This window comes from Streptomyces sp. SID10853, assembly GCF_010548145.1.
Taxonomy (GTDB): domain Bacteria; phylum Actinomycetota; class Actinomycetes; order Streptomycetales; family Streptomycetaceae; genus Streptomyces.
In genome coordinates, this window is the sequence record NZ_JAAGLN010000030.1 from 1 (window position 1) to 24542 (window position 24542).

Genomic DNA, 24542 nt, shown 5'->3' on the forward strand with positions numbered 1-24542 from the left:
GGCGGGCCAGGCCGGACGCGTCGACGGGGCGCGCGGCCGTGGAAGCCGCTGCGCGCACGGCCCCGGGCACACCGGTCGAACAGGGCTGCGTCGGCGCCGGTACGGGCGCGGTGGCCGGCGGGCTCAAGGGCGGCGTCGGTTCGGCGAGCGTCACACTGGCGTCCGGCGTCACCGTGGGAGCCGTCGCCGTGGTCAACGCGGCGGGCTCACCGGTCGATCCGCGAACGGGCGTGCTCTACGGCGAGTACGGGCAGGGCCGGCCCGAATACCCGGCCGACGCCGTCCATGAAGAGGCACAGCGCCTGCTGGCTCTGGCGCGCGAGCGAAATGCGCGCCCCCCGCTGAACACCACCATCGCCGTCGTGGCCACCGACGCCGAACTGACCCGCGCCCAGGCGCAGAAGCTGGCCGGAACAGCACACGACGGGCTCGCACGCGCTGTGCGGCCCGTCCATCTGATGCACGACGGCGACACCGTCTTCGCACTTGCCACCGGCACGGGCCACCGCCCCGACCTGAGCGTCCTCAACGACGTACTGGCCGCCGGGGCCGACGCGCTGAGCCGGGCCGTGGTGCGGGCCGTCAGGGCGGCGGAGCCGGTGGAGGGGCCGGGGGGCTGGTTCCCGGCCCACCGCGACCTGTACGGCACGGGCACCGGAACCGATCCGAGCTGACGCGGCATCTACTGACGTACCGGACACGTGAGTTGGCGGGGCGCCCGGGAACTTTTCGCACGCCCCCATCGTTTTGCCGAACGAAGGCCACGTTGTCAGACCCAGGGACTACGTTGAGTTCCGACCTCATGACTTGCCGCGACGGCCTGGAGAGACCTTGAGCCATTCGCATGAGACGACCGAGGAGCACCTCGCGCGACTCCTCGGGCGCGCACTGAACGCTTTCGAGCTGCCCGACGCCACCGTCGAGCGGCTCGGCTCCGCGCTGGCCCACAGCACAGCGCTGCACTCCTCGCACCACAGCTCGGGCGCGGGGCTGCACCGCGAGACGTACCGGCACACGTTCCTCATCGCCGACGGCACCGACCTGGCGCTGTGGGAGCTGGTGTACGAGACGGGTACGGGCGCGGGCCCGCAGTACGAGCTGTATCCGGGCGAGGCCGAGGCCAGGCTCGCCGTGACCCGGATCCGCGGGGCGGACGCCGCCGCGATGTTCCCCGACGACGACCCGGAGGACGACCTCGGGATCCTCGCCGCGCTCCAGTCGGCGCCCCCGCCCGCGGTGGCCAGGACGTACGCGGCGGACCGCTCGGCCGACCATGCCCGCCGGCTGCTGCGCCGCGCGGAGAACCCGGACTGCCCCGGTGAGGACATCGCCGGGCTGCTGCGGTCCGCCTTCGCCCATCAGATCAGCCAGGCCCTCGGCAGCCAGTGCCGCTTCGAGAGCGTGGGCCCCGCCGCCTTCACCCTCTACGAGCACGCCTTCCTGCTGCTCGACGGCCAGGAGATCAGCCTCTGGGAGGTCGAGCACACGGCGACGCCCGACGGACGCCATATGTGCGAGGTCTATCTGTCCCAGAGCGAGGCCCGCACGGCGATGGAGCTCCGCGCCCGCGTGCGCTGAGCTCCGTCCCACTGGCCCACACCTGCCCCGTTACCGCCGTTACCGGTTCTCCTCCCCCGCCGCGCGGACCAGCCGGGCGCCCAGCTCCGCCACGTACTCCACCAGTTCGGGCGGGTGGTGCACGGTGAACTGCGCGTCCACCAGCGCGAGTCGCAGCCCCAGCCACTCCAGCGAGTCCGCCACCGGCGCCCTGAGCCGGCAGCGCCGCTCGGCCAGCACCTCGGGTGTGCCCATCCCGCCCGGCAGCCGGGCCGCCACGAACTCCGCCGGGGCCTCGAAGGTGACGTCGAGATCCACCGAGGGCTGTCGCCGCGACAGCGACCGGCTGACGAACTCCGCCGCGTCCCGCACCGGAAGCTCGCGCGGCACGAACCGCGCCCCCGTCGCGAACGGCCGGCTCACCCGGTCGACCCGGAACGTCCGCCAGTCGTCCCGGTCGATGTCGTACGCCACGAGATACCAGCGGCGCCCGGTGGAGACCAGCCGGTACGGCTCGACCAGCCGCTTCGTCTCCGTACCGTCCCCGGCGCGGTAGCCGAAGCGCAGCCGCTCCGGTCCGGTGGCCGCCCCCGCGATCACCGTGAGCGTGCCCGGGTCGATCGTCGCCCCGTCGCCGCTGGTCAGCGGGATCGTCGCCGCCTGGAGTGTGGCGACGCGGTGGCGCAGCCTGGACGGCAGCACCTGTTCCAGCTTGGCCAGGGCCCGTACGGAAGCCTCCTCGATGCCCTCCACCGCATGTCCGGCCCCGGCACGCAGCCCGACCGCGATGGCCACGGCCTCCTCGTCGTCGAGGACCAGCGGGGGCATGGCCTTGCCCGCCACCAGCCGGTAGCCGCCCTCGGCGCCCATCGTGGCCTGGACCGGATAGCCGAGGTCGCGCAGCCGGTCGATGTCGCGCCGGACCGTGCGCCTGCTGACGTCGAGACGCTCGGCGAGTTCACCGCCGGGCCACTCGCGCGGAGTCTGGAGCAGCGAGAGGAGGTGCAGCAGCCGTACCGGAGTGTCCGTCATGACAGCCAGGATGCCCGGGAAGTGGGACACACCCTGACCTAGATGACAGCTAGCTTCCCCGCATGACCTCAACACCTCCGCCCACCGCGCGGGATGCACAGGCCGCCCGGGCCGCGCTCAGGGCCGACCGTCGCCGGTGGTTCGCGCTGGCCATCGTGATGACCGCGGCCTTCATGGACCTGGTCGATGTCACGATCGTGAACATCGCGATCCCGTCCATCCAGCAGGACACCGGTGCCACGTTCAGCCAGATCCAGTGGATCACCGCCGGTTACGCCCTCGCCTTCGCCGCCGGGCTGATCACGGGCGGCAGGCTCGGCGACATCCACGGCCGCAAGCGGCTCTTCCTCATCGGGATAGGCGGCTTCACGCTGGCCTCCGCGCTGTGCGGCTTCGCGGCCAACCCGGAGATGCTGGTGGCCTCACGCATCCTGCAGGGCGCGATGGCGGCGCTGATGGTGCCGCAGGTGCTCTCGATCGTGCACGCCACCTTCCCCGCGGAGGAACGCGGCAAGGTCTTCGGGCTGTTCGGGGCGATCGTCGGCCTGGGCGCGGTCTCCGGCCCGCTGCTCGGCGCACTGCTCACCGAGTGGAACATCGCCGGTCTGGAGTGGCGCCCGATCTTCCTGATCAACCTGCCGGTCGGGCTGACCGGGCTGCTGCTGGGGCGCAGGTTCATCACCGAGTCGAAAGCCCCGAAGGCGCTCCGGCTGGACATCGTCGGTGTGCTGCTCGTGGTGGCGGGTCTGCTGATGCTGCTCTACCCCCTGACGCGCGGCCGTGAGCTGGGGTGGCCGGTCTGGGGTTACGTGTCGATGGCGGGCAGCGTCGTCGTGTTCGGCGGACTGGTCGCGTACGAGCGGCTGAAGGCCCGGAAGGACGGGTCGCCGCTGGTCGAGCTGGAGCTGTTCAGGGTGAAGAGCTTCGCGGCCGGTATCGCGGTGCAGGCCACGTTCGGTGTGGCGCTGGGGATCTTCTTCCTGGTCTGGACGCTGTACATGCAGATCGGGCTCGGCTGGAGCGCGCTGCGGGCCGGAACGACCGGGATCCCGTTCTCGGTCGCGGTGTCGGCGGCCGCCGGTATCTCCGTACAGAAGCTGGTGCCGCGCTTCGGCCGCAAAGTGCTCCAGGCGGGCGCGCTGCTGATGGCGGGCGGGCTGCTGCTCTACATCTGGGAGGCGGACAGGTACGGGACGGCGATCGCGTCCTGGCAGATGGCGCTGCCGCTGGCCGTGATGGGGATCGGCATGGGGCTGATCGTCGCCCCGCTGACGGACGCGGTGCTCGCCGATGTTCCGAAGGAGCACGCGGGGTCCGCGTCGGGCCTGATCAACACCGTGCAGCAGATGGGCAACGCGCTGGGGCTCGGCCTGGTGTCCGTGGTGTTCTTCGGGTCGATCAGCGACCGCCTGGCGCCGAGCGCGACCGGCCCCGCCTTCGTCCATGCCTTCATGGACTCGCTGTGGTGGGTCGCCGGGGTGCTCGGTGTGATCTTCCTGCTGATGTTCGCCCTGCCGAAGCGGGCACCGGCGGCCGGCGGTACCGACGTGTCAGCGCCCGGGCCGGAGAAACGCCCGGGACCCGACCCGGACGGGACGCCCAGGGAGCCGGCGCTCACGGTCTGAGCCGACCGGCGGGGCGGCCGGGCTACCGGGCCCGTGGACCGCTTCGCACGCCCCACGACCCGCCCTTCGGGCAAGCACTCCTACAGACGCCGGACGGCACCCGCAGTGGGCGCCGTCCGGCGTCTGTAGTCGATTCGCGGTCGGAGAGGGCCGAGGGAGCCGGGTGCAGGGGCTGAGTCGGAGCAGAGGTCGGGGAACGGTCCGGGCCGCTCACGCCGCTGCGTCGAAGCCCACGTCGTCGGCCATCTTCTTCAGTTCGAGCAGAGCGTGCTTCTCGATCTGGCGGATCCGCTCACGCGTCAGACCGTGCTCCTTGCCGACCTCGGTCAGCGTCCGCTCCCGGCCGTCGTCGATACCGAACCGCATCTTGATGATCGAAGCCGTGCGGTGATCGAGCTTGCCGATCAGCTCGTCCAGCTCCTCACTGCGCAGCAGCGTCATCACCGACTGCTCGGGCGACACCGCCGACGTGTCCTCCAGGAGGTCGCCGAACTGGGTCTCGCCCTGGTCGTCCACCGGCATGTTCAGGCTCACCGGGTCACGCGCCCAGTCCAGCACATCGCTCACCCGGGCCGGCTTGGTGTCCAGCTCGGCTGCGATCTCCTCGTGCTCAGGGTCGCGGCCGTGCTCACGGTTGAACTCGCGCTGGACACGGCGGATCCGGCCCAGCTCCTCCACCAGGTGCACGGGGAGGCGGATGGTGCGCGACTGGTCCGCTATCGACCGGGTGATGGCCTGGCGGATCCACCACGTCGCGTAGGTGGAGAACTTGAAGCCCTTGGCGTAGTCGAACTTCTCGACCGCGCGCACCACGCCCGCGTTGCCCTCCTGGATCAGGTCGAGCAGCGGCAGACCGGCACGCGGATAGCGGCGGGCGACAGCGACGACCAGCCGCAGGTTGGACCGGATGAAGACGTCCTTGGCGCGCTCCCCGGCGGCGACCAGCGCCTCCAGTTCCTCACGCGTGGCCCCGGCCGCCTCGCTCTGCACGGAACCGTCGAGAATCTGCTGGGCGTACACCCCGGCCTCGATGGTCTGGGACAGCTCGACTTCCTTTTCGGCGTCGAGCAGTGGCGTACGCGCTATTTCGTCGAGGTACATGCCGACCAGGTCGCGGTCGGCGATCTCCCCGCCTACGGCGCGAACGCTGCTTGCCCGGTCGGATCGACGGGCGACGGCACGGGTTGCCATGCGTGCTCCCTAACGTGAGTAACGTGATGAGGTCGCGAATCAGTGGCTCGATGTGGGGCTCGGTGTGGTGCGGAACACCCTCTCCGGTGTCCTGCATCTGATGGAAACAACGACTGGAATCCGGACAGAATTCCCATGACCCGCTCTGTTTTTGGTGATCATGCAGTACCCTGTCCGGCCACCAAGGGAGAGCAGATGGCTGCGCAGCGTACGGAAGTGCAGGTCAGGCCGGGGAAGGAGGCGGATCTCCAGGCCCTCACCGACCTTTACAACCACTACATCCTTGAGACTGCGATCACATTCGACACGAATGTCTTCACCCCCGAGGAACGCCGCCCGTGGCTGCTCTCCCACCCTGAGGACGGCCCGCACCGGCTGCTGGTTGCGCAGGAGGTACCGTCTGCCCGGATTCTCGGGTACGCAACCAGCAGCGCGCTCAGGCCGAAGGCCGCGTACGCCACGTCCGTCGAGGTGACCGTCTACTGCGCTCCGGACGCGGCAGGGCGCGGGATCGGCACGCTGCTCTACATGTCGCTGTTCGAGGCGCTGGGTGACGAGGACGTGCACCGGGCGTACGCCGGCATCACCATGCCCAACGAGGCGTCCGCCGCACTGCACGCCCGCTTCGGCTTCACACCGGTGGGCACCTACCGCGAAGTGGGCCGGAAGTTCGGCGCGTACCACGACGTCGCCTGGTACGAGAAGGAGCTGGGCGGACAGCCCGGCCCGCCGCCTCCGGCCCGTACCTCCTGATCCGGGCCCCCGATCCCGGCCCCTGATCCCCCGCTCCCGCACCCCAGGCCGTTACCCGAACTGCACCGACCGCTTCGCCAGCCCCATCCAGAAGCCGTCGATCACATCGCGCCGGCTCTCCAGCCCGTCCTGGGCCGCCCCCAGCGTCACGAACAGTGGCGCGAAGTGTTCGGTGCGCGGGTGGGCGAGCCGCCCGGACGGGGACTTGTGCTCGAAGTCGAGCAGCGCGTCGATGTCCTGCGCCTCCAGCGCCTCCCGCCCCCAGGCGTCGAACTCGGTGGACCAGCCGGGGGTGCCCTCGTGCCGCAGCGCGGCCAGATTGTGGGTGAAGAAGCCGCTGCCGACGATCAGCACGCCTTCGTCACGCAGCGGGGCGAGCCTGCGCCCGATGTCCATCAGCTTGCGCGGATCGAGCGTCGGCATGGAGATCTGGAGTACGGGTATCCCGGCGTCAGGGAACATCTCGACCAGCGGGACGTACGCACCGTGGTCGAGCCCCCGGTCCGGGACGTCCTGGACCGGATGACCGGCGCCGCGCAGCAGCTTCCGCACGCTCTCGGCGAGCAGGGGCGCACCCGGGGCGTCGTACCGCACCTGGTAGTAGTGCTCGGGGAAGCCCCAGAAGTCGTAGACAAGGGGGACGGTCTCGGTCGCGCCGAGCGCCAGCGGGGCATCCTCCCAGTGCGCCGAGACCATCAGAATGGCCTTGGGGCGCGGCAGACCGGCGGACCAGGCGGCGAGCTGGCCGGGCCAGAGCGGATCGTCGGCGAGCGGTGGCGCGCCGTGGGAGAGATAGAGGGCGGGCATGCGTTCGGGGGCGATGGCGGACATGGGCGACAACTCCATTACTTGAAGTCTCAAGCATTGACTCAGAATCAGACCTTAGCCGCATCTAGTTTAATATTCAAGAAAGAGTCGTACAGTGGAGCACATGACCTCGGCACCGCCCCCTGACGAACCGCGCTGGCTCAGCGACGACGAGCAGCGCATCTGGCGTGCGTACCTCCATGCCACCACGCTCCTGGAGGACCATCTCGACCGCCAGTTGCAGCGGGACGCCGGGATGCCGCACATCTATTACGGGCTGCTCGTGAAGCTCTCCCAGGCGCCCCGGCGGCGGATGCGGATGACTGAGCTGGCGATGGACGCGAAGATCACCCGCTCCCGGCTCTCGCACGCGATAGCGCGGCTGGAGCGGAACGGCTGGGTGCGCCGCGAGGACTGTCCCTCCGACAAGCGCGGCCAGAACGCGGTCCTGACGCCCGCCGGTATGAAGGTGCTGGAGCGGACCGCGCCCGGCCATGTCGCAGCCGTACGGCAGGCGCTGTTCGACCGGCTCTCCCCCGAACAGATCGGCCAGCTCGGCGAGATCATGCGGGTGATGGCCGAAGGTCTCCAGCCGCCGGGTGAGGACGCGGATCTGCCCTGGCTCCGCTGACACCTCACTCCTGAGGCGCCCCCGCGGAACCAGGGCAGAACGTCCGTACCCGGCTGGGCTCAGTGCGCGATCACCGGGATCTGCACCTCGTCCTCGACCGCGTCGGAGTCACCGGAGCCGGAGTTCGACGCCACCGGAGTGGCCGAGGGACGACCGGCGTTGATGAGCGTCAGCGCGATCACCGACGCGACCGCCAGGATGCCGACCGCCACCCAGATCGCGTTCGTGTAGCCGTGCACCAGCGCCTGGGCCTGGACCAGCTTCGGGTTGCCGCCGGCCGTCGCGTGCCCGACCAGGTACGCGGTGGTGGCGGACGCGGCGATCGTGTTCAGCAGCGCCGTACCGATCGCACCGCCCACCTGCTGCGAGGTGTTCACCATCGCCGATGCGACACCCGCGTCACGGGGCGCGATGCCGTGCGTGGCCAGCGACATGGCGGGCATGAACGCCGTACCCATACCGAGGCCCAGCAGCACCATGCCCGGCAGGATCACCGACGCGTACGACGAACCGACCTCGATACGGGTCAGCAGCAGCATGCCGACGGCCGCGACGGCGAAGCCGGGGCCCATCAGGAACCGGGCGGGCACCCGGGTCATCAGCCGGGCACCGATCTGCGTGGAGCCCGTGATCATGGCGGCGACCATCGGCAGGAAGGCGAAGCCGGTCCTGACCGATGAGTAGCCCTGCACGACCTGGAGGTAGTACGTCAGGAAGAGGAAGAGACCGAACATCCCGATGATGGCCAGGCCGAGCGAGGCGTAGATGCCACCGCGGTTGCGGTCGGCGACCACCCGGAGCGGCAGCAGCGGGGCCTTGACCTTCGACTCGACGGCGACGAACGCCCCGAGCAGGACGACGGTCGCGACGAACATGCTGATCGTGACCGGGTCGGACCAGCCGTCGGACGCGGCGCGCGTGAAGCCGTACACCAGCGAGACCAGACCGGTCGTGGAGAGCAGCACACCGGGGATGTCCAGCGGCGAACGGTTACGGCCGCCCGCGGGCTCCCGGATCACGAAGAACGCGCCGAGCGCGGCGACGGCGGCGAACGGGATGTTGACGAAGAACGTCCAGCGCCAGTCCAGGTACTCGGTGAGGAATCCGCCGAGCAGCAGGCCGACGGCGCCGCCACCACCGGCGATCGCACCGAAGATGCCGAACGCCTTGGCGCGCTCCTTGGCATCGGTGAAGGTCACGGCGAGCAGCGACAGCGCGGCCGGCGCGAGCAGCGCGCCGAAGACGCCCTGCGCGGCACGGGAGGTGAGCAGCATCGCCTCGTTGGCGGCGGCGCCACCCACGGCGGACGCCGCGGCGAAGCCGAGCAGCCCGATGACGAAGGCGCGCTTACGGCCCCACAGGTCGCCGATGCGGCCGCCGAAGAGCAGGAGCCCGCCGAAGGCGAGGGCGTAGGCCGTGATGACCCACTGCTTGTTGGCGTCCGAAATACCCAGGTCGACCTGGGCGTGCGGCAGCGCGATGTTCACGATCGTCGCGTCGAGCACGACCATCAGCTGCGCCAGGGCGATGAAGACGAGCGCTTTCCAGCGATTGGGATCAGGGAGTGATATGTCGGGAGTTTTCGACATGGAATGAGACATGGCGGGAGCCACCTAGGGGTGCGGAGAGGTCATGAGGGGTGCAGGGGTCGCGCTCCGGAGCGCGCCTCGGGGCGCACTTCGGTGATGTGTTGCGCGGGTGGACGTTCCAGGCGCGCGCTTCAGGCGCACACGCGGGCGTCGGGTATCAGGATCCGGACATCAGGATTCGGACATCAGGATTCGGGCGTCGGGCATCGAGGTCAGGCGTGCAATTCGGGCGTCCTGTTCAGGCGTGGTGTTCAGGCGTCGTGATCAAACGTCGAGATCGAGCATCGGGTACAGGTCGAGCATCGTGTTCAAGCGTGGGGTCCGCGGATTACCGCTGCGTTACGACGGCCGGCGGAGGTCTTCAAGAGTCGCCGGTGACCCGGGAAGGACCGTCCGCGCCGAGGTCTGGAGCCCGTCGAGGAACAGCTGTAGATGGCGGTGGACAAAGCGGTCGAGACCCAGGCAGCCCGTGCCGGGCAGTGGCCGGGTGAGCTGGGAGAGGGCGACGAACAGATCCCCGACGGCGACGTCGGAGCGCAGTTGCCCTTCCCCGCGCGCACGGCTCATGAGGTCCTCCACGGTCTCCTCCAGCCGGTCGCGCGCCGCCATGATCTCCGCGTCCGCACGGTCGAAACCGTCGGAGAGCATCGGGCAGAGCGCACCGATCCTCTCGTCGGCCGCTGCGTGCACAAAGCGGCGGAGAGCGGCGAAGCTGTCGGGCTCCTCGGCGATGGCCGCCTCCACCTGGTCCGCGACGCGGGCCATGACGGAGAGCACCACATGCCGGAAGAGATCGATCCGGTCAGGGAAGTGACGGTAGAGCGTGGCGTTGCCGACGCCGGCCCGGCGGGCGATCTCGTCGAGCGGCACGTCCGGCCCGTACTCCACGAAGATCTCACGCGCGGCCGACACGATCCGCCCCCGGTTGCGCAGAGCATCGGCCCTGGTGCGCGGCCGGACGGCGGTGGCGGTTTCCACGGCGCTTCCTTCCCTGCGGTCCTGGTTCCCGTAACCGGGGAGGGTCTCCCCGGTTCGCTGTGACACCGGTTCAAACGGGGAAACGGTCCCCAGTTATTTCCCCCGCCTCATGTGACCTGAGACACATCCCATTCGTCCGGAAAAGTCCACGATCGGCTCACCCAGCGCGCGCCCCCGCCTCGCCCGACACAGGGTGATCGAACGAGTGCAGCTCGGAACCGTCGGCTGCCGCGGCCCGAAGGCGAAGGCATGCATCAGACCCGCCCCAGGTCGAGCGGCAGCCCCTCCGGCCGTTCCCGGACCTCCCGCTCCCGGATACGTTCGCCCCGGCGCCCGCTGGCCGTCGTCACCCTGGCGGCGCTCGCACTGGCCGCACTGACCTCGGGCAGCACCACCCTGCTGCAGAAGACCCCGCCGGGCGGCCCCGCGTCCGCCACCGGCCGGCTCTCCGTACGCGCCGACCGCCCCGGATCCGCCCTGTCGCTCGGCCCGTGCCGGATCGGCGGTGCGCTGGGCGTCCAGATGTCCGAGGGCCTGCCGACCGCGCCGGGCTACGCCCGCTCGACCGGCAGCGTCCACGCCCTCACGCTCATGATCGACTTCCCGGACGCGCACGGGTCGGAGCCCGCGATGAAGCGGTACGGCGAGTTCTTCCCGCAGACCGCCACCTGGTACCGCACCAGCTCCTACGGGCGGCTGGACTACCACCCCGAGGCCCCCGTCAAGCGCTGGCTGCGGATGCCGTCGCCGTTCAGCTCGTACGGAATACAGCGGGGCTCCCCCTACCAGCCGGGGTACCGGCGGCTCGCCCAGGACATCGTGAAGGCCGCCGACCGCCAGGTGGACTTCCGCAAGTACGACCTGATCAATGTGCTGGCCACCCCGAACGCGGGCCCATCGGCGCTGGACACCGTGCTGTCGGTGACGTTCTCCGGCAATGAGGAGGCGCCCGTCGCCGACGGCGTGAAGCTCTCCAACATGTCGTTCATCTACAGCCGCCAGGACGACGGATCGGGCTCGTACAGCCACACCGGTTACCGCGTCCTGCCGCACGAGAACGGCCACACCTTCGGCCTCCCCGACCTCTACACGTCCAGCGGCGGTGGCTCGGTCGGGCACTGGGACATCATGTCCGAGGACTGGGGGGCCAACAACGACATGCTGGGCTGGCACAAGTGGAAGCTCGGCTGGCTGGACGACAAGCAGGTCAGCTGTGCGTCGACGCCCGGCACTCACGAGGCGACGCTCTCGCCGCTGGAAACGCGCGGAGGCACCAAACTGGCCGTGATCCCGATGTCCGAGTCCGCCGCCTACGTGGTCGAGATCAGGACCCGCTCGGGCAACGACGACGCGGTGTGCCGCCCCGGAGCGCTCGTCTACCGCGTCGACGGTGACGTCGACACCGGCCAGGGCCCCATTTCGGTCAGGGACAGCACCCCGGACAGCGGCGGCTGCACCCTGCGCGCCAATGTGCAGGCGGAGCTGTCGGACGCCCCGTACACGGTGGGCCAGACCTTCACCGACGCGGCGCACGGGATCATCATCAAGATCACCGGCAAGGACAAGTCGGGCGACTACCGGGTCCGCATCACCCGCTCCTGACGGCCCCGCACCCGCCGCCCCGGCGCCTGCCCGCGGATCAGCCTCCCCGGTGCCCGCCCGCGGATCAGCCTCTCCTGTGCCCGCCCGCGGATCGCCCCGCATCGGATCGCTCCGCCCGCGGATCAGCCGCCCCGCGACACCTGGTCCTGGACGGGCCCGCGCAGCTCGCGCTTGAGCACCTTGCCCGTCGCGTTGCGGGGCAGCGGCTCCGCCCGTACGAAGACGTGAGCGGGGACCTTGAAGGCGGCCAGCGACTCCCCCACATGCGCCCGGAGCACATCAGGGGTGGCCCCGCTGCCGTCCCGCAGCTGCACCACGGCGGCGACCTCCTCGCCGAGTACCGGGTGCGCGACCCCGAGCACAGCCGCGTCGAGCACATCTGGGTGCGCGTGCAGAGCGGCCTCCACCTCGACGCAGTACACGTTCTCGCCGCCACGGACGACCATGTCCTTGATCCGGTCCACCACGCTGACCCGGCCCTCGTGGACGGTCGCGAGATCCCCGGTCCTGAACCAGCCGTCCTGGAAGGCGGCCGCGGTGGCCTCGGGGGCGTTCCAGTACCCGCGGACGAGCGCCTGCCCGCGCAGCCACAGCTCACCGACCTCCCCGTCGGCCAGCGCCCGGCCCGACCGGTCGGCGATACGCACCTCGGTGGCGGGGGTCGGGCGGCCGACGCTCTCGGGGTGGGCGCGGTACTCGGCGCCGAAATTCGCCAGGACGCCGCCGCTCGTCTCGGTCAGCCCGTAGCCGTTCCGCGGCTCGATCCGTCCGCTGTGCCGGGCCACGAGACCGCGTACGAGGTCGGGCGGGGCCGCGGCGCCCCCGGTGCTGAGCATGGCCAGGGTCTCCAGGCCGTCACCGGCGCGCTCGGCCGCGTCGAGCAGCTGGAGCGCGGTGGCGGGCACACCCGCGTAGTGCGTGACGCCGTGCGTACGGATGGCGGCCAGGGCCTTGTCCGCGTCCCACTTCCGCATCAGGACGAGGGTGCCGCCCGCGGCCATCGCCGCGTACACGCTGGTGAAGGCGGCCACATGGAAGAACGGGAAGGTCATCAGCGCCACCGGCGCCGGCCCCTCACCGGGAACAGCACCGCGCGCCAGGACGGAGGCTGCCGCGTGGTAAAGGGGGTTCATCATGGCGCCGACCTGCGCGAGATGCGTGGCCACCGCGCCCTTGGGGCGGCCGGTGGTGCCCGAGGTGTAGATGATCGTGGCGTCGTCCTCGGGGCGGATCTCCACATCGGGCGGACCGAGCGCGGGATCGGCGGCGGGCAGTTCCTCGTAGCGCTCGAAGCGCGCGTACGGGGCGGGGGCGGCGGGCTCGGGGGTGGCGGGCGCGGGGATGGACGTGGCGGGCGCGGGGGCGGCGGGTGCAGGGATGGACGTGGCGGGCTCGGGGATGGACGTGGCGGCCGGTTCCGGTGCGCTCGTCCCGTGGTGAAAGGCGAGGATCCAGGGGCGGTCGCCGCCGTCCGGGTCCCCCTGCCGGCCGGCCCACGGCAGGACCCGCCCCAGCCGCTCACCGTCGACCAGCAGCACCCGCGGCCGGCAGTCGTCCAGGGCGTACGTGAACTCGTCCTCGGTCCACCAGGCGTTCAGCGGTACGGCGACGAGCCCGGCCAACTGGGCGGCCCAGAAGGCGATCTGCCACTCGGGGTGGTTCCGCATCGCGACCACCGCGCGGTCGCCGGGCACGAGCCCGTACACATCGGTGAACCGCCGGGCGAGCGCGCAGGCGGCGGCGAAGAACGCGCCATAGGTGTACGTACCGCTCTCGGCGACGAGGAACGGCTGGTCCCCGAAGGCCCAGACGGCTTCGACGAACTCCCGCAGGGTGCGCGGCCCGCTCTCGTACACCGGAGAACCGTCCTCGGCGGCGACCACGGCGAAGGGCGCACCGGGCGCACACAGCGCGGCTTCGACCGCGGCGGGGCCGGGAGTCGCCGGTCCGGGAGAGACAGCGCCGGAAGAAGCCGGGCCGGAAGAGGCCGGGTCGCGCGGGGTGGTGGGGCCGGGAGAGTCGGTGGGGGGCTCGGTCTGCGGCACTGAAGACCCTTTCTAAGCGCTTGCTCAGTCACCTGGGACGCTATGCCCGCATCTGCACCGGGTCAAGGAGACGTACACGCCCGCCCGCAACACCCCACCGCCCGAGGGAACTCCGCGCCACCGCGGCAGGACATCACCGCAGCAGGGTCGCGCAGACGGCTTTCCCGCCGTCGGCCTCGTTGCGCACCGCGACGGTACGGGCGAGCCGCTGGACCATCGGCCAGCCGAACCCGCCGGTGCACCCGGTCAGGTCGGGGGTGCGGTCCTGCGGATGGGCCGGACTGGGGTCCACGACGGCGACTTCGACGCTGCGCCGGTCGGCCCTGAGCCGCATGACGGTCACACCTCCGGCGTGACGGAGGGCATTGGTGACGAGTTCCGAGACCAGCAGGACCAGATTCTGCGACATGTGCGCGGGCGGCGCGGGATGCAGCCCGGCGAGAAACCGGAAGGCGGCCTCCCGGGCGTCGGCCGCGAGACGCGGCCGGCAGACCCAGTCGGCGGACCGAGGACCGCCACCCTCGGCACCGGCACCGGCACTGCCACTGCCACTGCCACTCACACCGACACTGCCACTCACACCGGCACTCGCACCGGCACCGGCACCGGCACTCAGATCGCTGCTCACATCGGCGCCGCCGCCAACGCTCCGCTCGCCGAATTCCTGATGCATATGACTCACCCCGCCTATAGAAACGCCCTTCTTGGCACGCCCGTTGATCTCCTGGTAGCTGCGCGCTTACCCCCGACGAGAGGATCCAGCAGAAATGCCTCGCAATTCACTCACACGCAGGAACACGCATGAAGCAGAAAGGGCGGGGAACCAGGAATCCCAGCCACCCGGGGCAAGCCGGCATCCGGAGCCGGTGAACGCGCAGATGTGAGCAGATGTGAGCGGACGCGGGCAGACGCGAGCAGATACGAGGCGACCTTGAGGCCCACCCGAAGAAGATATACGGACAAACCACCACACACATCCCCTCATCTGCCCTGAGGGGATTGAAGCCACGGCCTCCGGGCAGGAGCGGATATTGAACGGGGTCCGCTACTTGGGGAGGCTGAAAAACATGACGCAGACATTCGCGCATGCCGCCACGACTGAGTCGGCACCTGCTGAGTCGGTATCTGCTGAGTCGGCACTGACGGCACTTACCGCTCCCGCACCGGCTCCGCCGGAGGTGGGCGATCTCCCCTGGATCGAAGACGCGGGGAAGGTCGCACCGAAGGACGCACGAGCACTTTCCAAAATCTTCTTCGACCAGCTCCAGGTTCTCGAAGAGGGCACGCACGAATATCAGTACGCCCGCAATACCCTTATCGAGATGAACCTCTCGCTGGTGAGGTTCGCGGCCAGCCGGTTCCGTCACCGCGGCAGCGGCGAGATGGAGGACATCAACCAGGTCGGCACCATCGGCCTCATCAAGGCCATCGACCGGTTCGACCTGTCGCGCGAGGTCGAGTTCACCACCTTCGCCGTTCCTTACATCGTCGGCGAGATCAAGCGCTTCTTCCGTGACACCAGCTGGGCCGTGCATGTCCCGCGCCGGCTCCAGGAGTTGCGGGTCGAGATCGCCAAGGGGAAGGAACACCTGGCGGTCCTGCTCGACCGCGACCCGACCGTCGCCGAGCTGGCCGAGCACCTCCAGCTCACCGAGGACGAGATCGTCGAGGGCATCGTCGCGAGCAACGGCTACACCGCCGGCTCCCTGGACATGCCCAACGAGTCGACCGGCGACGGCCAGGCCACCAAGAGCGGCCGCACCTTCGCCGACGTCCTGGGCGAGGCCGACCCCGCCATGGAGACGGTCGAGGACCTGCACGCCCTGGCACCGCTGCTGAGCAAGCTGGACAACCGCGAACGCCGCATCGTGGAGATGCGCTTCGGCGAGGAGCTGACCCAGTCGCAGATCGGCGAGAAGCTGGGCATCTCCCAGATGCACGTCTCGCGTCTCCTGTCGCGCATCCTCAAGAGCCTCCGCAGCGGGATGCTCGTCGAGGAGTAACGCACCTCCGGCGCCCCGCACAGCGATACGTGGCCCCGTCCGACACCACAAACCCCGGGTGTCGGACGGGGCCACGCGCAGGTCCGGGCCACCCACCGCGACGGATGAGACGCCCCCACTTACGGGAGGCATCGGAGGATGAGGCAACTCATCTCGCCTCACCGAGCAGACCGTACCCGGCCGTCCGCCGGGCTCGGATATGCTGGGCCGCCGGAAGAGTGCTCTCTATGCACTACGGCGTTGCCACGGCGACGGTTCCCAGACAGGACAGATCTCGTCCATGACAAGCGACGCGAAGAGTGACGCCGCACCTGCCGGACGGGGGAGTCAGCGACTCGCCGAGACCGTGGCGGGGCTGATCGAGAAGGACATCGTCAAGGAGGGCTGGCGTACCGGCTCGGTCCTCGGTTCCGAGCGGGAGCTGATCGAGCGCTACGGCGTGAGCCGCGCCGTGTTCCGCGAAGCCGTACGGCTCATCGAGCATCACCAGATGGCGCGCATGCGGCGTGGTCCTGGCGGTGGCCTCGTCGTCACCGAACCGGATCCGGGCATCGTCCGCGATGCCGCGCGGGTCTATCTCCGGCACGCGGCCGTCAGCCGGCGCCAGCTCTTCGAGGCGCGGATGGCCCTCGAACTCGCAGGCGTCACCACCGCGATCGAGAAGCTGACGGAGTCGGGGATCGACCGCCTCACGGACGCGCTCGACACCGAGCAGGAGCTGATCGAGCAGGGTGTGACGCTCGGGCACGCGCGGAATCTCCACCGTGTGATCGCCGAGCTGGCCGGCAATCCGGCGATCACTCTCTTCGTCGAGGTGCTGGCCCAGCTCGACCAGGACATGGTGCAGGACGAATGGGAGTCCGGCGATCAGCCCGCCGAGGAGAACCGCGGCGCCGCGGCCGAGTCCCACCAGGCACACCGGGCGATGGTCGCGGCGATCGTGGCCGGCGACGCCCCGCTCGCGCAGCACCGGATGCGACGGCACCTGCAAGCCGTGGCCGAGCTGCTGAAGAACGAGTCGTAAGCACAGAGCACAGCCAGCCGGCCCGCAGCCCGCCAGTCAGCCCGCCAAGCCAGCCCGCCAGCCAGCCAGCCAGCCAAAAAGTGCACTCTTTGCCGCTGGCCCCAGGGTGACGTCCGAACTACTGCTGCGCCAGACCTTGCCATCAGGCAATGAGTGCACTCAAATATTGCTGAGCAGGCTGAGCAGTACGAGATCCACCGAGCACGGTTCGTGCCGTGGTCTCCAGCGACTCGCGAAAGGGACGTTCCCATGAACTCGCAGACCCGGCCGCACCACAGCACAGACGACGGCGCGGACCCCAGCACGGACCGCGGCGCAGACGACCTTCTCCGCAATCTCAACATCCCCGCCTGGGGCGCTGTGTACGACCTGTCATCGGGCTGGTGGCGCCACATGCCCACCTTTGACGGCTACCCGCGTTTCGAGATCCTCACCTACAGCTCGCCGCACGGCCAGCGAACGTCTCAGCGCTTCCCCTTCGACAACCCCGATGAGAACCAGGTCCAGTTCGGCTACGTGTCCGAGCTGATGTCGGGAAGTCTGCACACCGGGACCCATATCGACGCGCTCTGCCATATCACCTGCGGTGAGAACGACGAATGGCACGGCGGTGTGTCGGCGAACGACGCGCTGGGCGACTACGGCGCCGAGAGCGGGGACGCGTCGGAGCTGGCTCCCATCATCGGAAGGGGCATCCTGCTCGACGTCCCCGGAGCCCTCGGCTTCGACGTCCTGCCGCCGCACTTCGCGATCGGCGAGCAGCATCTGCGGCAGGCGGCGGAAGCGGCCGAAGTGACGGTCCAGGAAGGCGACATCGTCCTGGTGCGGACCGGCCAGATGAAGTTCTGGCCCGACATCGACCTGATCCGCAAGCACAGCAACGGCAGTGGCGTGGCGCTGGACGGGGCGCAGTGGCTCGTGTCGCAGGGCGCCCGCTATGTGGGCGCGGACACCATGTCCTTCGAGGTACGGCCGTCGACGGTGCCGGGGAATCAGCTCCCGGTGCACCTGTACCTGCTCCAGGAGCAGGGCATCCACATCATGGAGTGGGTCAACTGCGAGGGTCTGGCGGCCGGTTCGGTCTCCAGTTTCCTCTTCGTGGGCCTGCCGCTGACCATCCGCGGCGGCACCGGGTCACCGCTCCGGCCGATCGCCGTGGCGTGACCGGGCGGGGAGGAGCGTCGACATGCACGGCATGGTCTTCTCCGAGCTGACCCCGGTGGCGTTCGCCGCGCGCGCCGCCAAGGTGTTCGCCGACCGCCTCGCGGTCGTCGACGGCGACCTGCGGTACTCCTATGCCGAGCTCTGGCAACGGGCCCGGGCGCTGGCCGGCCTGCTGGCCGGGCACGGGGTGCGGCCGGGTGACCGGGTCGCGGTGCTGGCACCCAACACCCACGTCCTGCTGGAGGCGCACTACGGAGTGCCGCTGGCCGGCGGTGTCCTCGTGGCGCTCAACACCAGGCTGGCGCCCGCCGAGATCGCCTACATCCTCGACCACAGCGCTGCCGGGCTGGTGATCGTCGATGACGTGTGCCGCGACCTGCTGACCGAGGCACTGAAGCTCAGCGCGACCCGTCCTGTGGTGGTCGGCTCAGGTCAGCCGCAGGACGAGTACGAGTCCCTGCTGGCCGCCGCCACCCCGCACGAAGTCCCGGTGACCGACGAGAGATCCCTGCTGTCGGTCAACTACACCAGCGGGACGACCGGCCGGCCGAAGGGAGTGATGTACCACCACCGCGGGGCGTATCTCCAGGCGCTGGCGATGGCGTACCACGCCAAGCTGGACACGTCATCGCGCTATCTGTGGACGCTGCCGATGTTCCACACCAACGGCTGGTGCTTCCCGTGGGCGGTGACCGCGGCCGGGGCGGTGCACCACTGCCTCCGCAGGGTGAGCCCGCCGGACATCTGGCACGCCATCCGCGGAAGCGGCGTCACCCACTTCTGTGCCGCGCCCACGGTGCTGGCCATGCTGGCCGACGACCCCGCGGCGGCGGCACCGGTCCCCCACCCGGTCCAGGTGTTCGTCGGGGGCGCGCCGCCCTGGCCCGCGCTGCTCGCCAGGATGGGCGAGCTGGGCATCGGGATCCGTCATCTCTACGGGCTCACCGAGACGTTCGGACCCGCCGTCGTGTGCGACTGGCAGCCCGAGTGGCAGGATCTGCCCGCCGAACAGCGCACACCGCTGATGGCGCGGCAGGGCATCGCGAACATCGTCGCCGAACCGCTGCGGGTGGTCGATTCCCATGGGGCCGACGTGCCGGCCGACGGCGACACGCTCGGCGAGATCCTGCTGCGCGGCAATGACGTGATGCTCGGCTACTACCGCGACGAGGCGGCGACCGCGGCCGCGACGACCGCCGACGGCTGGTTCCGCTCGGGCGACCTGGGCGTGCTGCACCCGGACGGCTATGTCGAGCTGCGGGACCGGGCCAAGGACGTCATCATCTCCGGCGGGGAGAACATCACCTGCGTCGAGGTGGAGAGCGCGCTCACCCAGCATCCGGCGGTGCTGGAGGCCGCGGTTGTCGGTGCACCGCACCCGAAATGGGGCGAGGTTCCGATCGCGTACGTCACGCTCCGGGCCGGTGCGTCGGTCACGGCGGCAGAACTGGGCACCTTCGTACGGGCCAGGATCGCGGGGTTCAAGGCGCCGCGCCAGGTGGTCTTCCGCGAGCTGCCCAGGACGTCGACCGGAAAGATCCAGAAGAACCTGTTGCGCGAACAGGCCGCGCGCGCCGCGTACTTCGCGGCTGATCAGTCCCCTTGCCAGTGACCTGCGCCTGAGGAAGGCCGAATCATGACCAAGACCAGGAGATCCTTCGCGCTCGCGGCCGCCTTCGTGGTGGCCCTGGCTGTCGGCGGCCCGGCGGCCGCCACCGCCGCGATGACGACCGGCGACGGGAGTGCCGCCCCCACCGCCCCGGCCCAAGCCCCGGCCCAGGCCCAGGCCCGGGACGGAGAGCGCGGCACGCCCCCGCCGCGCATCGTCCGGGCGACCCGGGAGGCCCGGGTGGCACCGCTGGACCCGCCGTCGAGCTGGGGGCACGCGACCGTGCTGGAGGGGCCCGCCCTCGGACCCGACGGCCGGCTGTACTTCGTCGACTTCACCGCTCCGGCGGGACATCCCAAGATCCTCCGGTACGACCCGCGGACGAAGCAGGTCACGCCTCTCCACACCGATGCCACCAGCCGCTTCTCCTCACTGCAGTTCAGCCCGGCCGACGGGAAGATCTACGTCACCGACTACGACAACGGGAAGATCGACCGCATCGACCCGGACGGCGGCGGCTTCACCACCGTCTTCTCCGGACCCGTGGACGGCCGGGTGCTGGTGCCCGACGACATCGCCTTCAACAAGGCGGGCGACATGTACATCACCGACTACCACGGCTCGCTGGAGAAGCCGGACGGCCGGGTGGTACGTCTCGACGCCCGCGGCGCCCACCCGGTCGTCCTGCAGAACGGCCTGTCCGGCCCCAACGGCATCTCGTTCACGCCGGACTTCTCCGCCTTGTGGGTGAGCGAGTACAACCTCGGCCGCGAGGACCACTTCACCCTCGCGCCCGACGGCAGGAGCATCACCGCAGGCGGTGTGGGGATGTCCGCCGACGTCGGTGGCGGCGGCTTCGACTCCAACTCCGTCGACTCCGCCGGCAATGTGTACCAGGTGGTGCTCGGCGACGGGAAGATCCTCGTATGGAACCCGGCCGGAGACCTGCTCGCCACGGTCGTCATACCGCAGCGGCCCCAGCCGGAACCCCTCGTCAGCAACCTGGTGATCAAACCGGGCTCGACCCACGGGTACATCACGGTCGGCGGTGACAACGGCGGCTACCTCTACACGTTCCGCGCCCTCGCGCCGGGCCTCTCGCAGCCGGCCAACCACCAGGAGCTGTCCGGCCGATCCAGGTGAGTTGCCCCTGCCCACCGCTGCCGAAACCGGAGAAGTCCTGGATCGAGCAGCGCCTCGACCAGTACGCCCCCTGCTCTCCGAGGCCACTCCCGAGTACGTCGGGGTCTGCAGCGTGGAGACGTTTCTCTTCGATGCCGGCACCCGCCATCCCGCCTCCGCGGAGGCGGTCGGGGCCGGATCGCTGTTCGCGCTCGCTCCCGGCCGGGGACTGCCGGCCCATCGTGCGGGCGGCGGAACCCTGCACACCTGCGCGCAACTGAGGAAGCCCCGGGACTGGTTCGCCGATTTCGGCGCCACCGATGCCGCAGCCCTGACCGCGCGGGTCGTGAGGGAGTTCGACGGCTGGGCCCCTGAACTGACCGCCCTGCTCACCGACAGCGACACCCCGCCGGTCCTACGGCCCACCGTCACGCTGCCGGCCGGGCACCGCTGGGACCGCCTGCCGGGGGTGAGCCTGCTCGGCGACGCGGCCCACAGCCTGCTCGCCTTGATGACCGGAGCTGAGCGGGATTCGTGACCGGCGCTACGGCGAGGCGCACCCACAGGCGACCCTTCCCACCATCGCAGGATCAACGGGCATCAACCACGATCTACCGGACAGCGGCTAGGGCTTGTCCGCACCCTCGGGCGTGTCCGCACCCTGAGGCATGTCCGCGCTCCCGGCCGGGCCGGTGCCCGTGGCTTCGGCCAGGGCGTCGGCGCGCACCCTGCGGCGGTCGGGCTTGTTGTTCGCGGTGAGCGGGATCGCGTCGAGCAGACGTACTTTCTTGGGGATCTTGTAGCCCGCCAGATCCGCCCGGCAGAAGCCGCGCAGTTCCTCCAGGCCGACCGTCCTGTCCCGGACGGCGACGATGCCCGCTTCGACACGCTCCCCCCAGTGCCCGTCGGGCAGGCCGTACACCACGACGTCGGCGACGTGCGGGTGACGGAGGATCACTTCCTCCACCTCCCGCGGGTAGACGTTCTCACCACCGCTGATGATCACCTCTTTGCGGCGGCCGGCGATGAACACCCAGCCGTCCTCCGTCCGTGAGGCGCGGTCACCGATGTGCACGCCGTCGGCCCGGAACGTCTCCGCGGTCTCCTCCGGCAGCCCGTAGTACCCGTGGCCTTGCCAGGGGCAGGCGACCACGAGATCGCCGACGACACCCGCGGGGACCTCGCAGCCGTCCTCGCCGAGGATCCGTACGGTCGCGCCGGGAAGCGGCCGGCCCACACCGGTGAACCGGCCGGCCAGCAGGTCCTCGTGGTCGAATCCCATGACCGAGCCGAACTCGGTGGCGCCGAATCCGGCACGGATCCTGGCGTTCGGGAAGTCGCGCAGCAGGCCCCGTACGAAGTCGTCGGTCGACGGAGCGGACCCGAAGCGGATCGCGGTGACGTTCTCGCGGCGGGTCGTGGCGAAGGCGGGGTGGGCGCGGAGCGCGCTGAACATCGTGGGCGCGCCCATGAGACGCCCGGCGCCGCGGTCGATCGCGGCGAGTGCGGAGCCCGCGTCGAACCGCCGCTGGATCCAGACCTCCCCGCCGGCCAGCAGCGGAGCCAGCAGGTTCGTGCCCAGTGTGATGTGGAAGAACGGCGAGAAGAACAGCTCGATGTCGGCGGGTGTACGCGGGTTGCCGTGTGCGCAGGTGTTCAGCCAGAGCCACAGGCTGCGCTGGGTGTGGAGCACGCCCTTCGGTGTTCCGGTCGTGCCGCCGGTGGCGAAGATGATCGCGGGAGCGTCCTCCGCCGGGGGTACGAGGGTCCCGCCGCGGCCCTGGCTGTGGCTGTGGCTGTGGCTGCCGAGCGGCGCCGTCCGGTCGGCCACGGGCTTGCGCTCGCCCGCCGCGGTCAGCTCGACGACCCGGCAGCCCGTCTCGTGGGCGAGTGACGCGTGGGCCGGGTCCGCGATCACGACACCGGGGTCGAGCGTGGCGAGGTAGGCGCGCGCTTCAGGACCGGTCAGGCGGGCGTTGAGCGGGGCGGCCACCAGACCCGCTGCCAGTGCGCCGAGGATGACCACCGTGTGCGGAATCGACGGCTCCATGGCCGTCACGACCCGGTCGCCGGTCCGCAGCCCGGACCGCAGCAGCCCCACGGCGACGGCGTCCATCGCATCGGCCAGCTCGGCGAAGGTCAGTTCGCCCGAGTCGTCCCGCAGGGCTCGTCGATGAGCCCCGTGCGGTCCTGAGCCGATCGCGCGCAGCCAGTTCGGCAGTGTCAGTTCGTGACCCACGAAGGTGCTCCCTTGGTCGTCAGCCGGGCGCAGTCAGCGCGAGGAGTTCGCTGCAGACTATCGGCCGGAACGCCAATTGAGTACTACCTTCTCGCTTTTGATTGATCAGCACCCACCGAGGATCCCGACCCAGGAACTCCCCCATCCCCCTGTTCTCCTCCAGCTCCTCCCCGAGCCCCCTCCCCAGGGATGCGAGACCCCTTGTCGGCGACTCAATAAAGTGTACTCTTTTAGCCAGAGCGCCTCACTCCTCCGATGGGAGCGACCGACGTGACACCGCTGGACGCGCTCGCTCCGCACGGTGTCGCGGATGGCGCACGACCGCACCACGGGGAGGGACTGATGGAGTTCGCTTTGAGTGACGCGGACACGGCGTTTCGTAGCGCCCTCGTCGGCTTTCTGGACCGCGAACTCGCCGAGGGTTGGGACCGCTCCGAGCGTGGTCTCGGCAGCGCGGTGTACACCGACTTCTCGAAGGGCTTCGTACGCACGCTTGCGGCCAAGGGGTGGCTGACACCGCACTGGCCGCGGGAGTACGGCGGTGGCGGCCAGGGCGCCTGGCAGCACTTCGTGCTCGGCGAGGAGATGTGGAAGCGGGGGGAGCCCCGCGGCCCGCAGTACATGAACGTGAACTGGGTCGGCCCCGCCCTCATCAAGTACGGCACCGAGGAACAGAAGAAGACGCTCCTGCCGCCGATCACCCGGGGCGATGTCTTCTGGTGCCAGGGCTTCTCCGAGCCGGAGGCCGGCACCGACCTCGCGGCCCTGCGGACCCGCGCGGTGCGCGACGGTGACGACTACGTCCTCAACGGCCAGAAGATCTGGACCTCCTACGCGAACCGGGCCGACTACTGCTTCCTCCTCGCGCGCACCGGTTCCGTGGCGGACGGGCGGGACGGGATCTCGGTGTTCCTGCTGCCGCTGAGGACGCCGGGCGTCGAAGTCAGGCGGATCGACGGGTTCGTGGGGGACCACTCCTTCAACGAGCTGTTCCTCACCGACGTCAGGGTCCCCGGGAACTGTCTGCTCGGCGAGGAGAACAAGGGCTGGGACATCGTCCGCAGGACACTCGCCTACGAGCGGGTCGGCGCCCCGCGCTATGCGCGGGCGGCCCTGGTGCTCGACGGGCTCGCCGACTGGTGCCGGACGGCCGGTCTGCTCACGGACCCGGGCGTACAGGAGCAGTTCGGTGACGCGAGAGCGCTCTGTGAGGCCGCCCGTGTGCTGGTCTACCGCGTCATCGACGAGCGGGCCAAGGCGAAGGAGCCCTCGCCCATGGCCTATCAGGCCCGTGCGGCGATGGTGCAGGCCGAGCGTGCGGTCGGGGACCTCGCGCTCGATGTCATGGGAACCGAGGCCCTGGTCGAGCAGTCGACGGGCGACGCGCAGTTCCGCAACTCGCTCGGCGCCGGCATCGCGGCCGGCAGCTACGAAGTCCAGCTCAACCTGATCAGCCGCCTGATCCTGAAGCTGCCCAAGGAGTAGAGCCGAAGGAACAGACGGGCCACGCAGACGGGCAACGCAGACGAGCAGCGGACAAGTGACCGGACGAGCAACAGACGAGGAATCGA

Annotated in this window: 20 protein-coding genes and 1 pseudogene; 13 read left to right on the top strand and 8 right to left on the bottom strand. The window is 70.2% G+C overall.

The features are described from left to right. Positions 1-674: P1 family peptidase (locus G3I19_RS08935; protein WP_203599353.1), on the top strand; the 674-nt coding region annotated here is incomplete at its 5' end. A gap of 157 nt (positions 675-831) precedes the next feature. Continuing rightward, on the top strand, positions 832-1578 hold the full coding sequence (locus G3I19_RS08940; protein ID WP_164261716.1) for a DUF6227 family protein: 747 nt from the start codon (positions 832-834) through the stop codon (positions 1576-1578). A gap of 39 nt (positions 1579-1617) precedes the next feature. Here G3I19_RS08940 and G3I19_RS08945 read toward each other — a convergent pair whose 3' ends face one another. Beyond that, the gene (locus G3I19_RS08945) at positions 1618-2589 is read right to left on the bottom strand and encodes a YafY family protein (protein WP_164261719.1); all 972 of its coding nucleotides are present in this window, start codon (positions 2587-2589) and stop codon (positions 1618-1620) included. 62 nt (positions 2590-2651) lie between these two features. Between G3I19_RS08945 and G3I19_RS08950 the strand changes: the two genes are divergently transcribed. After that, positions 2652-4214, top strand: coding sequence for an MFS transporter (locus G3I19_RS08950; RefSeq protein WP_164261721.1), 1563 nt, complete (start codon positions 2652-2654; stop codon positions 4212-4214). Positions 4215-4424: 210 nt separating this feature from the next. On the opposite strand, the gene G3I19_RS08955 is transcribed toward G3I19_RS08950, so the two are convergent. Next, on the bottom strand, positions 4425-5405 hold the full coding sequence (locus tag G3I19_RS08955) for a sigma-70 family RNA polymerase sigma factor (protein ID WP_164261724.1): 981 nt from the start codon (positions 5403-5405) through the stop codon (positions 4425-4427). 195 nt (positions 5406-5600) lie between these two features. Between G3I19_RS08955 and G3I19_RS08960 the strand changes: the two genes are divergently transcribed. Then, the gene (locus G3I19_RS08960) at positions 5601-6158 is read left to right on the top strand and encodes a GNAT family N-acetyltransferase (RefSeq protein ID WP_164261728.1); all 558 of its coding nucleotides are present in this window, start codon (positions 5601-5603) and stop codon (positions 6156-6158) included. A gap of 51 nt (positions 6159-6209) precedes the next feature. Here G3I19_RS08960 and G3I19_RS08965 read toward each other — a convergent pair whose 3' ends face one another. After that, on the bottom strand, positions 6210-6989 hold the full coding sequence (locus tag G3I19_RS08965; RefSeq protein WP_164261731.1) for a class III extradiol ring-cleavage dioxygenase: 780 nt from the start codon (positions 6987-6989) through the stop codon (positions 6210-6212). 91 nt (positions 6990-7080) lie between these two features. Here G3I19_RS08965 and G3I19_RS08970 point away from each other — a divergent pair, with 91 nt between their 5' ends. Beyond that, positions 7081-7596, top strand: coding sequence for a MarR family transcriptional regulator (locus tag G3I19_RS08970; protein ID WP_343235031.1), 516 nt, complete (start codon positions 7081-7083; stop codon positions 7594-7596). A gap of 59 nt (positions 7597-7655) precedes the next feature. Here G3I19_RS08970 and G3I19_RS08975 read toward each other — a convergent pair whose 3' ends face one another. After that, complete coding sequence (locus G3I19_RS08975) at positions 7656-9185, bottom strand: MFS transporter (protein WP_164261737.1); 1530 nt, start codon at positions 9183-9185, stop codon at positions 7656-7658. 339 nt (positions 9186-9524) lie between these two features. Continuing rightward, positions 9525-10163, bottom strand: coding sequence for a TetR/AcrR family transcriptional regulator (locus G3I19_RS08980; RefSeq protein WP_343235032.1), 639 nt, complete (start codon positions 10161-10163; stop codon positions 9525-9527). A 249-nt stretch (positions 10164-10412) separates the two neighbouring features. Between G3I19_RS08980 and G3I19_RS08985 the strand changes: the two genes are divergently transcribed. Beyond that, positions 10413-11765, top strand: a complete 1353-nt coding sequence (locus G3I19_RS08985) for a M6 family metalloprotease domain-containing protein (protein WP_164261742.1) — start codon at positions 10413-10415, stop codon at positions 11763-11765. A 122-nt stretch (positions 11766-11887) separates the two neighbouring features. Here G3I19_RS08985 and G3I19_RS08990 read toward each other — a convergent pair whose 3' ends face one another. Further along, positions 11888-13675, bottom strand: coding sequence for a class I adenylate-forming enzyme family protein (locus G3I19_RS08990; RefSeq protein WP_203599356.1), 1788 nt, complete (start codon positions 13673-13675; stop codon positions 11888-11890). 268 nt (positions 13676-13943) lie between these two features. Continuing rightward, complete coding sequence (locus tag G3I19_RS37350) at positions 13944-14372, bottom strand: ATP-binding protein (protein WP_343235035.1); 429 nt, start codon at positions 14370-14372, stop codon at positions 13944-13946. A 505-nt stretch (positions 14373-14877) separates the two neighbouring features. Between G3I19_RS37350 and G3I19_RS09000 the strand changes: the two genes are divergently transcribed. From G3I19_RS09000 to G3I19_RS09025, 6 genes and pseudogenes are all read left to right on the top strand, one after another. Further along, positions 14878-15813 carry an RNA polymerase sigma factor SigF gene (locus G3I19_RS09000; RefSeq protein WP_164261750.1) on the top strand — a complete coding sequence of 312 codons (936 nt, stop codon included), beginning with the start codon at positions 14878-14880 and terminating at the stop codon, positions 15811-15813. A 280-nt stretch (positions 15814-16093) separates the two neighbouring features. Continuing rightward, positions 16094-16837 carry an FCD domain-containing protein gene (locus G3I19_RS09005; protein WP_164261753.1) on the top strand — a complete coding sequence of 248 codons (744 nt, stop codon included), beginning with the start codon at positions 16094-16096 and terminating at the stop codon, positions 16835-16837. Between the two features lie 249 nt (positions 16838-17086). After that, positions 17087-18001 (top strand): cyclase family protein, encoded by a 915-nt coding sequence (locus G3I19_RS09010; protein WP_164261755.1) that lies wholly within the window; start codon positions 17087-17089, stop codon positions 17999-18001. A 22-nt stretch (positions 18002-18023) separates the two neighbouring features. Then, entirely contained in the window at positions 18024-19613 is a 1590-nt protein-coding gene (locus tag G3I19_RS09015) for an AMP-binding protein (protein WP_164261758.1), read from the top strand. 24 nt (positions 19614-19637) lie between these two features. Further along, positions 19638-20753, top strand: coding sequence for an SMP-30/gluconolactonase/LRE family protein (locus tag G3I19_RS09020; protein ID WP_164261761.1), 1116 nt, complete (start codon positions 19638-19640; stop codon positions 20751-20753). Positions 20754-20814: 61 nt separating this feature from the next. Then, positions 20815-21228, top strand: a pseudogene (locus tag G3I19_RS09025) (FAD-dependent monooxygenase); the annotation flags it as partial. Between the two features lie 129 nt (positions 21229-21357). Here G3I19_RS09025 and G3I19_RS09030 read toward each other — a convergent pair. Further along, entirely contained in the window at positions 21358-22971 is a 1614-nt protein-coding gene (locus G3I19_RS09030) for a class I adenylate-forming enzyme family protein (protein ID WP_164261764.1), read from the bottom strand. A gap of 255 nt (positions 22972-23226) precedes the next feature. Between G3I19_RS09030 and G3I19_RS09035 the strand changes: the two genes are divergently transcribed. Then, a complete protein-coding gene (locus G3I19_RS09035; RefSeq protein ID WP_239074086.1) occupies positions 23227-24456 on the top strand; it encodes an acyl-CoA dehydrogenase family protein in 1230 nt (409 codons plus the stop codon). The last annotated feature ends 86 nt before the right edge of the window (positions 24457-24542 follow it).